This window comes from Methylibium rhizosphaerae (genome assembly GCF_006386545.1).
In the GTDB taxonomy this organism is placed as follows: Bacteria; Pseudomonadota; Gammaproteobacteria; order Burkholderiales; family Burkholderiaceae_C; genus Pseudorivibacter; species Pseudorivibacter rhizosphaerae.
In genome coordinates this window covers 1-15,225 of the sequence record NZ_SWAR01000069.1, presented here as the reverse complement: position 1 = coordinate 15,225, position 15,225 = coordinate 1, and the positions used below count along the sequence as shown (strand labels likewise).

Annotated in this window: 17 protein-coding genes; 13 read left to right on the top strand and 4 right to left on the bottom strand. The window is 64.2% G+C overall.

All coding sequences use genetic code 11. The features are described 5' to 3' along the window. Window positions 1–102 precede the first annotated feature (102 nt). Both E8D38_RS26675 and E8D38_RS28505 read left to right on the top strand, forming a co-directional pair. A complete protein-coding gene (locus tag E8D38_RS26675) occupies window positions 103–477 on the top strand; it encodes a S66 peptidase family protein (protein ID WP_140637316.1) in 375 nt (124 codons plus the stop codon). Window positions 478–495: 18 nt separating this feature from the next. After that, window positions 496–726 carry an IS3 family transposase gene (locus tag E8D38_RS28505; protein ID WP_140637315.1) on the top strand — a complete coding sequence of 77 codons (231 nt, stop codon included), beginning with the start codon at window positions 496–498 and terminating at the stop codon, window positions 724–726. 214 nt (window positions 727–940) lie between these two features. Here the strand turns inward: E8D38_RS28505 and E8D38_RS26665 are convergent, their stop codons facing one another. The 3 genes from E8D38_RS26665 to E8D38_RS28500 form a co-directional block, all read right to left on the bottom strand. Further along, window positions 941–1,219 carry a hypothetical protein gene (locus E8D38_RS26665; RefSeq protein WP_140637314.1) on the bottom strand — a complete coding sequence of 93 codons (279 nt, stop codon included), beginning with the start codon at window positions 1,217–1,219 and terminating at the stop codon, window positions 941–943. 50 nt (window positions 1,220–1,269) lie between these two features. Beyond that, window positions 1,270–1,401 (bottom strand): transposase domain-containing protein, encoded by a 132-nt coding sequence (locus E8D38_RS26660; protein WP_425462823.1) that lies wholly within the window; start codon window positions 1,399–1,401, stop codon window positions 1,270–1,272. Between the two features lie 205 nt (window positions 1,402–1,606). Continuing rightward, entirely contained in the window at window positions 1,607–1,759 is a 153-nt protein-coding gene (locus E8D38_RS28500; protein ID WP_181179492.1) for a hypothetical protein, read from the bottom strand. A 292-nt stretch (window positions 1,760–2,051) separates the two neighbouring features. Here E8D38_RS28500 and E8D38_RS26655 point away from each other — a divergent pair, with 292 nt between their 5' ends. From E8D38_RS26655 to E8D38_RS26625, 7 genes are all read left to right on the top strand, one after another. Then, the gene (locus E8D38_RS26655; protein WP_425462822.1) at window positions 2,052–3,362 is read left to right on the top strand and encodes an aromatic ring-hydroxylating oxygenase subunit alpha; all 1,311 of its coding nucleotides are present in this window, start codon (window positions 2,052–2,054) and stop codon (window positions 3,360–3,362) included. 10 nt (window positions 3,363–3,372) lie between these two features. Further along, a complete protein-coding gene (locus tag E8D38_RS26650) occupies window positions 3,373–3,855 on the top strand; it encodes an aromatic-ring-hydroxylating dioxygenase subunit beta (protein WP_140637312.1) in 483 nt (160 codons plus the stop codon). A 37-nt stretch (window positions 3,856–3,892) separates the two neighbouring features. Further along, window positions 3,893–4,645 carry an SDR family NAD(P)-dependent oxidoreductase gene (locus E8D38_RS26645; RefSeq protein ID WP_181179500.1) on the top strand — a complete coding sequence of 251 codons (753 nt, stop codon included), beginning with the start codon at window positions 3,893–3,895 and terminating at the stop codon, window positions 4,643–4,645. Continuing rightward, window positions 4,527–5,753 carry a TRAP transporter substrate-binding protein gene (locus E8D38_RS26640; RefSeq protein ID WP_246099710.1) on the top strand — a complete coding sequence of 409 codons (1,227 nt, stop codon included), beginning with the start codon at window positions 4,527–4,529 and terminating at the stop codon, window positions 5,751–5,753. The genes E8D38_RS26645 and E8D38_RS26640 overlap by 119 nt, the downstream gene beginning before the upstream one ends. Window positions 5,754–5,829: 76 nt before the next feature. Then, entirely contained in the window at window positions 5,830–6,333 is a 504-nt protein-coding gene (locus E8D38_RS26635) for a TRAP transporter small permease (protein ID WP_246099708.1), read from the top strand. Then, window positions 6,330–7,628, top strand: coding sequence for a TRAP transporter large permease (locus E8D38_RS26630; RefSeq protein WP_140637311.1), 1,299 nt, complete (start codon window positions 6,330–6,332; stop codon window positions 7,626–7,628). Before E8D38_RS26635 ends, E8D38_RS26630 begins: the two co-directional genes overlap by 4 nt. A 125-nt stretch (window positions 7,629–7,753) precedes the next feature. Continuing rightward, window positions 7,754–8,863, top strand: coding sequence for an ABC transporter substrate-binding protein (locus tag E8D38_RS26625; RefSeq protein ID WP_181179489.1), 1,110 nt, complete (start codon window positions 7,754–7,756; stop codon window positions 8,861–8,863). Between the two features lie 319 nt (window positions 8,864–9,182). Here E8D38_RS26625 and E8D38_RS26620 read toward each other — a convergent pair whose 3' ends face one another. Next, on the bottom strand, window positions 9,183–9,461 hold the full coding sequence (locus E8D38_RS26620; protein ID WP_140637309.1) for a hypothetical protein: 279 nt from the start codon (window positions 9,459–9,461) through the stop codon (window positions 9,183–9,185). Window positions 9,462–9,628: 167 nt separating this feature from the next. Here E8D38_RS26620 and E8D38_RS26615 point away from each other — a divergent pair, with 167 nt between their 5' ends. From E8D38_RS26615 to E8D38_RS26600, 4 genes are all read left to right on the top strand, one after another. Next, the gene (locus tag E8D38_RS26615; RefSeq protein ID WP_140637308.1) at window positions 9,629–10,213 is read left to right on the top strand and encodes a hypothetical protein; all 585 of its coding nucleotides are present in this window, start codon (window positions 9,629–9,631) and stop codon (window positions 10,211–10,213) included. A 566-nt stretch (window positions 10,214–10,779) separates the two neighbouring features. Next, window positions 10,780–12,909: a type I secretion system permease/ATPase gene (locus E8D38_RS26610; protein WP_140637307.1), complete on the top strand. Its 2,130-nt coding sequence runs from the start codon at window positions 10,780–10,782 to the stop codon at window positions 12,907–12,909. Next, entirely contained in the window at window positions 12,906–14,351 is a 1,446-nt protein-coding gene (locus tag E8D38_RS26605; RefSeq protein WP_140637306.1) for an HlyD family type I secretion periplasmic adaptor subunit, read from the top strand. The genes E8D38_RS26610 and E8D38_RS26605 overlap by 4 nt, the downstream gene beginning before the upstream one ends. A gap of 160 nt (window positions 14,352–14,511) precedes the next feature. After that, complete coding sequence (locus tag E8D38_RS26600; RefSeq protein WP_140637305.1) at window positions 14,512–15,096, top strand: hypothetical protein; 585 nt, start codon at window positions 14,512–14,514, stop codon at window positions 15,094–15,096. The last annotated feature ends 129 nt before the right edge of the window (window positions 15,097–15,225 follow it).

The following is a 15,225-nucleotide window of genomic DNA, read 5'->3' as shown; positions in this document are numbered from 1 at the left end:
AAGAGGATTCAGACATCGCTGTGAGGCCACGCACCGCGTGGTTCACGGCGTACGCAATGTCATCGTGGCGTTGCATCGGTTCAACTCGAGCGACGGCGCTCATTGATCAGCGCATCCTTAGGCGCCGTCAGGGAATTCACCAACTCACACAAGGACGATGGCGTCATCGTCTTTCTCGAGAACGCCGAACTCAAGCCGTTCGAAATGGCACGCGCCCTGTATGGGCTGCGGCTGTCCGGCTGGTTCGATGGCGTCGCTGGCGTACTAATCGGCCGCAATGCACCATCCTCGACAACTGACGCACCCGACTTCGCAACGCGCGACGCTCTCGATGCGGCGTTTTCCGGCTTGTCGGCACCGGTCATCGTCGATGTGGACATCGGACACGTCGGCCCTCAGTGGACACTAGTCCAAGGCGCAATGGCCCACGTGTCCTGGTCCGAAGGATCGTGCTCCATCGAACAAGAGCTGCGGTGATTTCCGCTGGGCGCTGACATGTGGCGAGGGATGGCAAGGCTCGCGACGCGTCAATCTGAATTCGCTAGCCGCTTACAGAGCATGAACCGAGCGGGCAAGATGAACGACAACGCGCACGTGGAATCGTTCTTCCATTCGATGAAGACCGAGAGCCTGCACGGCAAGACGTTCGAGACGGACGCCCAGTTGCGCCGAGCCCTGCACAGCTACATCGGCTTCTACAACCACCAGCGCCTCACTCGTCGTTGAACAACCTGCCGCCGGCCACCTTCGGGAAGGTCCAGCGGCGCCAGCCATGCGTCAACTAAAGCGGTGCAAGTTCCTGGCCGTGCTGTCGTCGCCCGGCGAGGATGTGCAGTTCAAGCTGATGCTCGTGATGAGCGAGCTCAAGGAGTGTGAGCCTCCAATCGGCCCATGTTGACGATCCGCGCCAGCGTTGGTCAGGTATCAGATGCGACCGCGGTCACACACCACGGCACAGCATGAGCGTCCACCAGAAGCCGATGAATGCGATGACGCAGGTGCCGGTGACACCGGCGGCGAGTCTTGTCCAATGAGACTGCCCCTTGACTGTCGCGACGAGCAAGCCGAGGCATGACAGCGCAGCGGCTCCCACTGCTATCTCTGTCACTACGGCGCCAGGACTGAAGCAAGGAGCAAATGCGGTCGTCATTCCAATGCCCAGGACGAAGATCGCGACCGACGATAGAAGAAGAATCTTCGAGATTGCTTTCCAGTTCATATCCCTGACTATCCGAGAAGTTGACGGCTTCGGTTTCCAACGACGGCTGTTCAGGCGCCTCGCGGCGTCCAGCGATGCGGCAACAACTCCTCAAGCTGGGTGTTTAGCTGCGTTGGCAGCGCCTGCAGCACGTCGCGCAGGTAAGCGCCGGCATCATGCCCGTTCATGCGCGCTGACTGCACGCCATCGCAGCGATACAGGCCTTGCTGAACGGGCCGCAGAACGCCCGCCTCCTGGTGCTGGACTTTCCGCACAAGGATGGCCCCAAGGCCACCATGCTCGGGCAGCGCCTGGACGCGTACGAAGGCCGCTCCATCAAGGCGGTTCCGGTCAACGCAAACGTTCGTTCCCGCGGGAGTGCAGGAAGGCCTGCCGAGCTCCGTGGCGTCACGGTTCCCGCTTGGGGATCGCGACGCCGGTTCCCGGCGCGGGCGCGCGACGCAGCTGGATGATGCCGCGCAGGATGGATTTCAGCTCCTCCGTGCGTTGCTGACCAAAAGGCTCCAGGATGTGCCGTTCATGCTCGCGAGCCGGAGGCATCAGGCGGTTCCATGGCTTCGCCGGTTCTCGTAATGCGACGGTCGGTCTTGTAGGGAAGGCGTTCGACGTAGCGTTTCTCTTCCGTCCGATCCGCAACCCCGGTGATCGTGGGCTGTTTGGTCACGGTGACCTGCACCAGGCGCCACACGGTCATTGGGATGCCGTCTGCGAGTGGCCAGCACCCGCCACTCCGAGACGGTGCAGCCATTGGCCACTAATATGATCCCACCTTGTTGGCGTCAACCCGGCCGCCTCCTGAACCACTCCCACACTTGCGATGCCCTCCAATCACATGCCATACAGAGGCAACCCAGATGCGGTGCGCGCGCTGGTCCGGCCGGACCAGGTGCACCGGGACGTCTACCTGAGCGAGGAACTGTTCGCACTCGAGCAGGAGCACTTCTTCGCCAACACCTGGAACTTCGTCGGCCACGACAGCCAGTTGCCGAAGGCGGGTGACTACATCACCGTTGACATTGCCGGCCGGCCTCTGATCGTCGTGCGCCAGGGGGACAAATCGGTCAGGGCGATGATGAACCGGTGCGCCCACAAAGGCTCCCGCCTCGTTAGCCAGGCCTGTGGCAATACCGGCAACTTCTTTCGCTGCCCGTACCACGCGTGGGCCTACAAGACCGACGGTTCGCTGCTGGCGATACCGCTGAAGAAGGGCTACGAGGGCACACAGCTCAACGAATGCGACGCGAGCAAGGGCTTGACGCAGGTAAGGCATGTGCGGCTGTACCGCGGCTTCATATTCGTGAAACTCAACGACGCTGGGCCCGACTTCGAGGAGTACTTCGGCGAGTCGCTTTCGTCCATCGACAACATGGCCGACCGCTCGCCGGAGGGCGAACTAGAGATCGCCGGCGGGTGCCTGCGTTTCATGCATCAGTGCAACTGGAAGATGTTCGTCGAGAACCTCAACGACACCATGCACCCGATGGTGGCGCACGAGTCGTCGGCCGGTACTGCGAAGTCGATGTGGGCCGCCAAGCCGGCCGATGAGCCGAAGCCGATGGCCATCGAGCAGTTCGTACCGTTCATGTCGGACTACAAGTTCTTTGAGGACATGGGCGTGCGCGTGTACGAGAACGGTCACAGCTTCTCGGGGGTGAACTACAGCATCCACAGCAAGTACTCTGCCATTCCCGAATACGACGAGGCGATGAGGGCCGCCTATGGCGAAGAGCGGACCGCACAAATCTTGGGCCTGGCCCGGCACAACACCGTGTACTACCCGAACCTCACCATCAAGGGCGCCATCCAGTCGATTCGTGTCGTCAAGCCGATCGCGGTCGACAAGACGTTGGTCGAGAGCTGGACCTTCCGGCTGAAGGGTGCTCCTCCCCAGTTGCTGGAGCGCACCTGCATGTACAACCGCCTGATCAACTCTCCGTTCTCCGTCGTCGGCCACGACGACCTCCATGCCTACCGCGGCATGCAGGCCGGCCTGCGGGCCAGCGGCAACGAATGGGTGAGCCTGCACCGCAACTTCGATGCAGCGGAGATCGGCCAGAAAGAGGTCACGAGCACCGGCACGAGCGAGATCTCGATGCGCAACCAGTTCCGCGCCTGGCTCAAGTTCATGACGCTGACGATGTGAGGGCAAAACCATGAGCACCATCACACGTCAAGACCTGATCGATTTCGTCGTCCACGAGGCCCGCCTTCTCGATGCGAAGCGCTACGAACAGTGGAACGCGCTGTTCACCGACGACGGCTACTACTGGGTGCCGCTCGTGCCCGACCAGCCGGAGGGGCTTCAGCACACCTCGCACATGTATGAAGACAAGCTGCTGCGCGATCTGCGCATCCAGCGGCTGAAGAGCCCGCGGGCGTTTTCGCAGCAGCCCGCCAGCCGTTGCCACCATCTGCTGCAGACCCCATCCGTCGAGGAGTTCGACGACGTGGCCCAACGCTTCGTCGTTCGCACCGAGTTCCACTACACCGAGGCACAGGGCGATGAGCTGCAGTTCTATGTGGGGACGATGTTTCACCACCTCACGGTACAAGACGGTGTCCTGCGGATGACGCTCAAGAGGGTCAACCTGCTCAATTGCGATGCCGCGCTGCCTGCGGTGCAACTGTTCATCTGACCCGCATTGCAGGTACTGCCATGAACCGCTCTTGACAATGACAGAGTCGTTTGCACCGCAAGACAGCGTGCCAAGGGTTGCTCTCGTCACGGGCGGCAGCGCCGGCATCGGCAAGGCGATCTGCGAGACGCTGCTGGCGGAGGGATTCGAGGTCGTGTCGTTGGCGCGGCGCAAGGCCGACATCGGCCATCCACGCATGCACAGCGTTTGTGTCGACTTGGCCGATCGCAAGGCAACCGGAGAAGCAGCACGCGAAGTCACACGAGGGTTTGAGGTCACCACCGTGGTGCACAACGCGGGGGTCCTCAGGGCAGCGTTTCTGGAAGACACCAAGCTCGAAGACCTCGACATGCTGGTCGATCTGCACCTGGGCTGTGCCATCCAGCTCGTGCAGGCCGCACTCCCTGCGATGCGGGCCCGGCACTTTGGCCGCGTGATCCTGTTATCGTCGCGCGCCGCGCTCGGGCTGGCGAGCCGCACCACCTACTCGGCCACCAAGGCCGGCATGTTGGGCATGGCACGCACATGGGCGCTCGAGCTGGGTGCCGATGGCATCACGGTGAACGTGGTGGCGCCGGGCCCGATCCGCACCGACATGTTCTACGACGTGGTGCCCGCCGGCAGCGACAAAGAGCGCCAACTCGCGGCTTCGGTGCCGGTGCGTCGGCTTGGTGAAGCAGCAGACGTTGCGCGCGCGGTTTCGTTCTTTGCCAACCGGGATAGCGGTTTCATCACCGGGCAGGTGCTGTACGTGTGCGGCGGCACGAGCGTCGGCGGCCTGGCGCTGTAAGAAATCTCGTGCCCATTCATCCCGTATGCCAACAAAGTCAACAAGTTCCTTCCTTCATCACCACACGGAGATAACGATGTCCGTCATCAAGGCCCGTCTGTTGCCCCGCCTCATGCTCGCCCTCGCTGCAGGCTTGGGGTTCAATGCCGTTTCTGCGCAGACGGTACTCACCGTGTCGAGCTGGGTTCCGCCCTCACACATGCTGGCGGAGTCACTGAAGGAGTGGTGCGGCCAGCTCGACCAGAAGTCGGTGGGCAAGGTCAAATGCAACATCCTGCCGCGCGCGGTGGCGGCGCCTCCCGGCAGCCTGGATGCCGTGCGCAACGGTCTGGCCGACGTGTCGTTCACGGTTCACGGGTACACGCCTGGGCGTTTCGTGACGACCCAGATGGCGGAGATGCCGTTCCTGGGCAACTCGGCCGAGGCGACCTCGGTCGCGTTGCAGCGCGTCTTCGCGCGCACACCCGCGATGCGGGACGAGCACAAGGGAATCAAGGTGCTGTCGCTGTTCACGCACGGCCCTGGCATGGTGTTCAACACCAAGCGACCCATCACGAGCATCGACGACCTGTCGGGCCTGAAGTTCCGCATCGGTGGCGGCATGGCCAACGAGATCGGCACGGCACTCGGCATGAACGTGACGCTCAAGCCGTCGACCGAGAGTTACGAACTGCTGTCCACCGGTGTGATGGATGGCACGCTGTTCCCGGCCGAGTCGGTCGAGGCGTTCAAGATCGACAAGATAGTCAGGTACGGAACCACGTTCCCGGGCGGCCTGTACAACACCAGCTTCGTGTTCATGATGAACCCGGCCGCCTACGACCGGCTACCACCCGAGGGCAAGAAGGCCGTGGACGAGATCTCAGGCGAATCCGCGGCACGCATGTTCGGCCGTGGCTGGGACCGTGTCGATCGCCGCGGCATGGCCTTCATGCAGGCTTCTGGTGTGCAGTTCACGAAGGCCGACGCGGCTTTCGTGAAAGCGATTGGAAACCGCACCGCTCAGCTGGAGGCGAACTGGATCAAAGCCGCCGAAGCCAAGGGCCTCAAGGAGCCGCGCAAGGTGCTCAATGCGCTGCGCTCCGAGGTGGCCAAGCTCGAAAACTGAGCCGCCACGGCGTTGGCGGGGGAACCAGCGCATTCGTGGATACCGCGGCTGATGCGGCGGCCAAAAGGACAAACTCATGCTGAAGAAGATCAAGACGCTGCTTGACCGCGCCTGCGGTGCGCTGTCGGCGTTGGCGCTGTTCGCGATCATGGTGCTCACGTTGCTCGATGTCGGCGGGCGCAAGCTGCTGAACGCATCGGTACCCGGCTCGCTGGAGCTGACCGAGCTGCTGATGGTTGTCGTCATCTTTGCTGCCATGCCGCTGGTGTCACTGCACGGCGAGCACGTGGTGTTCGATTCGCTCGATCCGTTGCTCGAGCGCTGGGTTCGCCGCGCTCAGGGTCTGGTGGTCGAAGTGACCTGTGCCGGGGTGCTGGGCGCTGTCTCCTGGCTGATGTGGGACAAGGCGAACCAGCTGGCGGAGTACGGCGACACCACGGCCCAACTCGGCATCCCCCAAGGCCCCTTCGTCCACGCGATGAGTGTGCTGCTCGCCACGACGGCGCTGGTGCACCTGCTGCTCCTGTTCTCACCGACCGCCCATCATCACCCCGGAGTTGCCGAGGAGGCCCTGCCATGATCGAGGCCTTGGTCGGGTTTGGCGCCGTGTTCGTGTTGGCGCTGTTGCGCGTGCCCTTGGCGTTCGCGATGGGCTTGGTCGGTTTTGTCGGCCTGGGATTGCTGCGTGGCTGGTCTGCCAGTGCGGCGAGTGTGGCGCAAGTCGTCTATGAGACGGGTTTCGCCTACACGCTGAGCGTGGTTCCGCTGTTCATCCTGATGGGGAACTTCGTCGCGCGTGCCGGGTTGGCCCATGAACTGTTTCGCGCTGCCTATGTCTTCGTTGGCCACGTGCGCGGCGGACTGGCGCACGCAACGATCCTTGCGTGCGCCGGTTTCGGGGCCATCTGCGGCTCGTCGATTGCCACCGCGGCAACGATGAGCAAGGTGGCCTACCCGTCGATGAAGAAGCTGGGGTATGCCGACTACTTGTCCAGCGGGGTCATCGCTGCCGGTGGCACGCTGGGCATCATGATCCCGCCGTCGACGATCCTCGTGATCTACGGCATCGTGACCGAGACCCACATTGGGAAGCTGTTCGCGGCCGGTGTGCTGCCAGGCTTGTTGTGTGCGGCCCTGCTGATGGCAGGCGTCGCCTGGATCACTTGGCGTGACCCGACTGCCGGGCCGGCCGGCGAACGCAGCTCGTGGCCCGAGCGGCTGCGTGCGCTGCAGGGCGTCTGGGGCGTGGCGCTGCTCGTGGTCGTGGTGCTGGGGGGCATTTACGGCGGGGTCTTCACCGCAACCGAAGGCGCCGGTATCGGGGCCTCGGGCGCCTTCTTCTTCGCACTGGCCCGGCGCACGCTCACGCTCAAGGTTTTGTTCGAGGTGCTTGCGGAGAGCGCTCGCACGACAGCGATGCTGTTCACGATCTTGATCGCGGCGATGATCTTCGCCGGCTTCGTCAACTTCACGACCATGCCGGGCGACCTGAAGACATGGATCCTGGGCCTGGGCCTGCCGCCGATTGCCATCGTCGGCGCGATGATGCTGATCTACGTGATCCTCGGCACCATCATGGAGGAGCTGTCGATGGTGCTTCTCACCATCCCGGTGTTCTTCCCGATCGTGTTGCAGCTCGGCTTCGACCCGGTCTGGTTTGGTGTGCTGATCGTGCTGGTCGTGCAGATCGGCCTGATATCCCCGCCGGTGGGCATGAACCTGTTCGTGCTCAGTTCGCTGCTGAAGGACGTCCAGATGGTCCAGATCTTTCGCGGCGTTTGGATCTTCGTCGTGGCGCTGGTCGCAGCGCTCGTGATCGTGCTCGAGTTCGAGTGGTTCGCATTGTTCCTGCCGGCTTTGATGGACGTGAAATAAGCCGGAGACTTTGTTCACGCACACTCGTCTCGTAAGGTTGACGTCATGATTCCGTAATGACTGGTGACGTGGGCCGACCGAATACTCCTGCGGCCTGCTTAGGCCGAGACGCACTTGGAGTCTTCATGAAAACAGTCGCCCTTGCATTTGCCATGACCTTCTGCATGGCCGCTCAGGCCGCTGACCCCATCTTGATCGGTCAGTCGGCTCCCTTGACGGGGCCGGCGGCGGCTGCTGGCAAGGCCTTCGTCGATGGTGCCAAAGCTTATCTCGATGACGTGAACCGCTCCGGCGGCGTTCGGGGGCGGCGCATTGAGTTGCGCACACTCGACGACGGCTACGACCCGAAGCGCGCGGCCGAAAACGCCAAGACGCTGATCGATGAAGGCGCTCTGGGCTTGTTCGGCTTCGTCAATACGCCGGCCTCGGTGGCTGGCGCCGCGGTGGCCACGCAAAACAAGGTGCCGTTCATTGCCGCAGCGACCGGCGTGTCGAGCCTTCGGCAACCCGGCAACGACTACATCTTCAACGTGAGGGCCAGCTTCAAGGACGAAACGACACGGATCGCCACGCACTTGGAAACCGTGGGCGCCACGCGGATCAGCTTCTTCTCCTTGTTCATCCCCGAGTCGAAGGTGATGTTTGAGCACATGGGCGCGCTGTTGGCCAAGTCCGGACGCAAGTTCTTCACCGCCGTCAACGTCCAGCCGGGCTCGGTGGATCTCGTCAAGGCAGCCGCCGACCTCAAGCCCAAGGAAACGCAGGCCGTGGTCTTGTTCTGCCCAGGGAAGATGTGCGCCGACCTCATACAGGAACTTCGCAAGCAGGGCGGTGCGGCGCTGACTTATTACACGATCTCATCGGCCGGCGACGTATTCGGTGAACTGGCAAAGCAGGGCGCAAGCATCGCCGTCACCCAGGTCATGCCCTATCCGTGGGTGCCGGGTTCTTTCCCGATCGTCGACAAGTACCAAAAGGCGATGACGAGCGCCGGGAAGTCGGAGTTTGGCTACTGGAGCCTCGAAGGCTACATCAGCGCGCAGGTGCTGGTAGAAGGCCTGCGCCGCATGAACGGCGCTGCCAAACCGACTCCAGAGGCGCTTGCCGAAGCGATGCGATCGATCGGCAAGTTGAGCCTCGGCGGATTCGATGTGGTGATGGATCGCGACTACCGCAACGGTTCGAGATACACCGACATCACGCTGGCGCGAAGCCAAGGCAAATATTGGCGCTGAGCGGTACGCATACGCAGCACGCTTTGCTGTCGGGGTACCGCCCCCTGTCCCGCACACTGATCCGTGCAAGATCTCGGCGGAAACGAACCCGGCCACATGACGTTCGCCGTTCAACTGATCAGAGTCTGCCTTTCTGCACGCCCCGCAATGCGGCCAAGCCAGCCCTAGCCGTCAGGCATGCCCACCTGCGCGCTGGACGTCGGAATGAATTACTTGAACAAGCGCTCTCTCTGGAGCAGCGCCTGAAATCGTCCGATCCCTGCATCCGAAAGAGGTTAGAACAAGCGGATGGCTCCGCCATCCGCGATGCTGGGGGCAGTCAAACCGGCGTCTTGCGCTTCCAGGTATGAGTAGCCGTCGGAAGTGGGCAGTGGAGGAACCCTTTCGCCTCTTGCCAACAGAAAGTGCGCGACGATGTTCCGCGTTGCAGTGAGCTTTCCGTGAGCGTCCAGCCGGTCCAGCGTCGGATGTGGCTCACCACCCGCACGTCGAGCTGCGACGCGTCGAACGGCGCGCCGACCTCCAGCCATGCCGTGTTGTGAGGCAGTCCCCGCATCTCGGCATAGAACTGCTGCGGTTGCAGCGTCGTCGAAAGCACACCACCGACGCCATCGCGTCAAAACGTGGTTTCAGGAAGCTGGCCGGCACCACGTTGCGCAGGCACAGCTGCGACGAGGTTGAGCAGATGGAACTGGGGGCTTCGATGCGTGAGATGACCGCTGGCGTTGCAGCGTCTGGCCGACGACGACAAGGCTCTCGCGTTGTGTGGATCGCGCATCGCCCTTACGCTCGGGCTTCGCGCCGGCCAAGATCTCCCTGGCGAGCGGCATGTCGGGTATCTCCACTGGCGCGCGCGCCGAGGTCGTCGAGCTCGCGCTCGCGATCCAGCAACCGCAGCACCGCGCGACCGCGCTGGCTGGGCTTGGGCCTGTGCTCGATCATCTGGACAAGACTGACACGGCCCGCCTACTTGACGACGCGTTGCAGCTGCCCGACCCGTTGCACAAGGGCAAAGCCGTCAGCGGACTGGTGGCCGGCATCCCACATCTGCAGCGGGCGCAGCGGGAAGCCGTCGTCCGTGCAGTGCTGAACATTCCATCCAGATCGCAGCGCGCCGAAACGCTGGCCGCGATGGTGCCGGTGCTGGTGCATCTCGACCCGGAGCAGCGCGGCCGTGTCATCGACGCGGCGCGCGGCTGCGATCGCGGTCTTGAGCAACTGAAAGCCGTGCTTGTGCTGGCCGCCGGCAGATCGCAGCTCAACCCGGACCAGTTGGAAAGCCTGGCCTTCGCCGCTCGGGCTATTCGTGATCAAGCGACCCAACTGGCCGCGCGGATCAGCTTGATCTGACGCCCGAGCTTGGGTAGCACCTGACATCCAACGGAATCGACGACACGGCCACTCTCGAGCGGACCGGCATTCGCGACGACGCACCCCTGCAGGCGCCGACATCGCGGCAAGCCCGCCCGCTGGCGGAGGCTTCGTCGCCTAATGGCCTTCACATTTCGTCGGCCCTAGCCATCCCGCCAGAACCTCAGGTTCAGCTGCGGCCCAATGAAGGGCCGGAGGTTGCTGCGGCTGACCTGCAGGCCACCCGCCAAATGAGAGAGGCGGTCGCGAAAAGTGTGCCGCGAGCTGGTGCTTGAGGCCACAGCCTGTGTCGCGTACCACCAGCAGTCCGCCCGCCCCCCAAGATGGGTGAGTCACCGCGCCACCACGCCTCGGTCATCCATTGGTCATTTCTCCGGCAGTGACACTTCTTACAGTCTCGCTGGGAGTTCACAGGAAGCAAGCCGTTCACGCGCTCGCTACCTCGTCTCCGGGTCATCAGTTTTTGGGGCGAGGGCGTCTTGATCGAAGTGGGTGATGTGGCGCGTGAGGCAGCCACTGCAGCGGCGAACTCCGCGGAAGAGCCGGTGCGTTCAGCTACTGCGGCCCCGCTTGCCGCCCTGTGCCTCATCGCCCGCCTGCACCAGGTGGCCGCCGAGCCCGCCGCCTTGCTGCACCAGCTGGGCAAGTCCCCCAGCGAGCCGCTCACCCCGCAAGACCTGCTGCTGGCGGCCAAACACCTCGGCCTCAAGGCCAAGCGCAGCCGCACCGACGTTGAGCGCCTCTCACTCACCCCGCTGCCCGCACTGGCCCTGATGCGCGACGGCCGCGTCGTCGTGCTGGCCCAATGCGACGGCCAGCGCGTGCTGTTCCAAGACGCGGGGGCCTCTGGCAGCCGCCCCACCATCGAACCGCTCGCGGTGTTCGCCGAGCAATGGAGCGGCGAACTCCTCCTCATCACCAGCCGCGCGTCGCTGGCCGGCGAACTCGCCGCCTTCGACTTCAGCTGGTTCCTGCCCAGCCTCGTCAAGCACCGCAAGCTGCTCGGCGAAGTGTTCGTGGTGTCGCTCTTCCTGCAGCTCTTCGCACTCGTCTCGCCGCTGTTCTTCCAGGTGGTGATGGACAAGGTGCTGGTGCACCAGGGCCTGGCCACGCTGGACGTGCTGGTCATCGGGCTGGTGTTCATCGTCGTCTTCGAAAGCCTGCTCACCGGCCTGCGCGCCTACGTGTTCAGCCACACCACCAGCCGCATCGACGTCGAGCTCGGCGCGCGCCTGTTCCGCCACCTGGTGAGCCTGCCGCTGGCCTACTTCCAGGCCCGCCGCGTGGGCGACTCGGTGGCGCGCGTGCGCGAGCTGGAGACCATCCGCAGCTTCCTCACCGGCAACGCCCTCACGCTGGTGCTCGACCTGCTGTTCTCGCTCGTCTTCGTGGCGGTGATGCTGCTGTACAGCGTCAAGCTCACCCTCATCGTGCTCGTGTCGCTGCCGCTGTACATGGCCCTGAGCCTGGCCGTGGTGCCCGTCCTGCGCGGGCGGCTGAACGACAAATTCGCCCGCGGCGCCGAGAACCAGTCGCTGCTGGTCGAAACCATCACCGGCATCCAGACCGTCAAGGCCGGCGCGCTCGAGCCCGCGCTTGCACGCAAGTGGGACGACCAGCTCGCCGCCTACGTGTCGGCCAGCTTCAAGACCCAGACCCTGGCCACCTGGGCCCATGAAGCCGTCAACCTCATCGGCAAGCTGGTGGGCGCGGCCACCCTGTGGTTCGGCGCGCGTGCCGTGATGCAGCAGCAGCTCAGCCTGGGCGAGTTCATCGCCTTCAACATGTTCGCCCAGCGCGTGGCCCAGCCCATCATGCGCATCGCCCAGATGTGGACCGACTTCCAGCAGACGGGCCTCTCGGTGCGCCGCCTGGGCGACATCCTCAACACCCGCACCGAAGTGCCGCCGCAGGCGGCCGTGCAGCTGCCGCCGCTGAAGGGCCGCATCACGCTGGAGCAGGTGCACTTCCGCTACCGCCCGGAAGCCCCCCCGGTGCTGCACGGCGTGAGCCTGGACATCCGCGCCGGCGAGGTGATCGGCATCGTCGGGCGCTCCGGCTCCGGCAAGAGCACCCTCACCAAGCTCGTGCAGCGCCTGTACACCCCCGAGCAGGGCCAGGTGCGGGTCGACGGCGTCGACATCAGCCTGATCGACGCCGCGCAACTCAGGAGGCAGGTCGGCGTGGTGCTGCAGGAGAACTTCCTGTTCAACCGCAGCGTGCGCGAGAACATCGCCATCACCGACCCGGCCGCGCCCATCGAGCAGGTGATGCATGCCGCAAGACTGGCCGGCGCCCACGACTTCATCAGCGAACTGCCCGAGGGCTACGACACCGTGGTGGGCGAGCAGGGCGCGGGCCTGTCGGGCGGCCAGCGCCAGCGCATCGCCATCGCGCGGGCGCTGTTCACCCACCCGCGCATCCTCATCTTCGACGAAGCCACCAGCGCGCTCGACTACGAAAGCGAAGCCATCATCCAGAAGAACATGGCCGCCATCTGCCAGGGCCGCACCGTCCTCATCATTGCCCACCGCCTGAGCGCCGTCAGAGGCGCCCACCGCATCGTCGCGATGGACAAGGGACGCATCATCGAGATGGGCCCGCACGAGCAATTGGTGGCCAAGCCCCAGGGCCTGTACGCCCACCTGTGGCGCATGCAGGGCGGGGCGGCATGAGCGCACCACAGACGCCAGCACAACGCCACCCCGTCGTCGAGCTGCTGGCACGCTACAGGGCCGTGCTGCAGGCCGCCTGGCAGCACCGCCACGAGCTGGCCGGCCCGAAGCGGCTGGCGGACGAAGCGGCGTTCCTGCCGGCCGCCTTGAGCCTGCAGGAGAGCCCGCCGCACCCGGCGCCCAGAAGAGCGCTGTGGGCCATCATGAGCTTGTTCGTCATCGCGCTGCTGTGGGCCAGTGTCGGGCAGGTCGACATCGTCGCGGTGGCGCCCGGGCGCATCGTGGTGAGCGACGGCACCAAGCTGATCCAGCCGCTGGAGGCGGCCGTGGTCACCGCCATCAAGGTGAAGGACGGCGACCAGGTGCAGGCCGGCCAGGTGCTCATCGAGCTGGACGCCACCGCGCCGCAAGCCGACCGCACCAGCCTGCAGGAACAACGCGAAGCCGCCCGCAGCGAAGCCGCCCGCAGCCGCGCGTTGCTGCAGGCGCTGGCCAGCGGCAGACCACCCGCCTTGCCCCCTCTCCCTGCGGGAGAGGGATGGGGTGAGGGCGACAAGACCCAGCTGCAGTCCGAATGGGCCGACCTCAGCGCCCGCCAGGCGCAGCAGGCTGCCGAGATCGCCCGCCGCGAAGCCGAGCTGCAGACGGTGCGCGCCGGCCTCGCCAAGCTCGAAGCCACGCTGCCGCTGGCACAGCGGCGCGAAGCCGACTTCCGGGCGCTGACCGATCAGGGGTTCGTGGCCGGCCATGCGGGCCAGGACCGCACGCGCGAACGCATCGAACTCGAACGCGACCTGGCCACCCAGCGGGCACGGCTACAGGAAGCCCAGGCCGCCCTGCATGAAAGCCAGCAGGAGCGCCAAGCCTATCTCGCGGAGACCCGCCGCACCCTCAACGAGCGGTTGGCGCAGGCGAGCCTGAAGCACACCCAGCTGCAGCAGGAGGGCGCCAAGGCCGAGCAGCGCGAGCGGCTCACGAGTCTCAAGGCCCCGGTCAACGGCACCGTCCAGCAGCTGGCCATCCGCACCACCGGCGGCGTGGTGACGCCGGCGCAGACGCTGCTGGTGATCGTGCCCGAGCAGGCCGAGGTGAATGCCGAGGTGACCATCGACAACAAGGACATCGGCTTCGTGCACGAGGGGCAGGAAGCCCAGGTGAAGCTGGAGACCTTCCCGTTCACCCGCTACGGCACGGTGCCGGCGCAGGTGCGCTGGGTGACCGGCGATGCGGTGGTGCAGGTGAAGGAGGGCCAGCCGCAGGCCGCCATCTTCCCGGCCACGCTGCAGTTGCAGCAGACCAGCGTGAACGTGGACGGCAAGCGCATCAAGCTCACGCCGGGGATGAACCTCACGGCCGAGATCAAGACTGGCAGAAGGCGAGTGATCGACTACCTGTTGAGTCCGGTGCAGACGGCGGTGAGCGAAAGCCTGGGCGAGCGCTGAGATGCCGACCTACGCCACCGACCGTAAGTCCTATGCCACGAACAAGGTGGAACATTGCAGAGGCAACGTCATGCACCTGATCGATTGAGCTGCCTTGCATGCCCCAGGTGACGCTCACTATCTCGCCATGGTCTGGCTTTCATTTGACTTGGGAAAACGAATGACGACATTGATTGACGACACAAAGCAGAAGCGAACAAGACTGCAGAAGCTTGCCAGCGGCTACGCAATGGGTGCCTTCTTTGGTGTTATTGCCTTTTGCATCTTGATCATCCCTGCGACGCCGCTGTTCATTCGCTTGCTCTTGCCGTTTCCGAAGTTGGAGGACGCTTCTCATTGGACGGGGACGATTGAGATCGAAGGCGAGACCTCCTGGACCGGGAAAGGGTGGGCTCCTGCGAAGCAGTACATCGTCACCAGTAGTGGACGCAAGGAATTCAAGTGCGGATACCTTGGCTATCGCATGCCGTGCTTCAGTGGCGAAAGCAAGTTGCAAGGGGCAGTCGGCGATGTGTGGTTCCACCCAATCTTTGGCGCCGTTCAGTGGCGGCTCGTTCTTCAGCGAGAGCCCTTCAGCGGGCGAGTGGAAGAGAGTCCTATCGAGGCGAAACAAAACTACTGGGAACACCACTTCGGATATGGCCGCTACGTGCAGAGACTCTTGCCGGCAGTGGGGGTGCTGCTCGCTGCTGCCTGGTCATTCCGTAAGTCAAGAAAGCTGAAGCAACTCAGCGAAGCCGTTTGATTGCAACTAGGGAGACGCTGATCAATTGACCGCTCCGGCACGATGCATGCATGCCGCGCGGAACCCGGACACAGCCACGCCAACATGAGCCAACGCAGCTTTGCCAGCGCCGAGTACGCGATGAAGAAG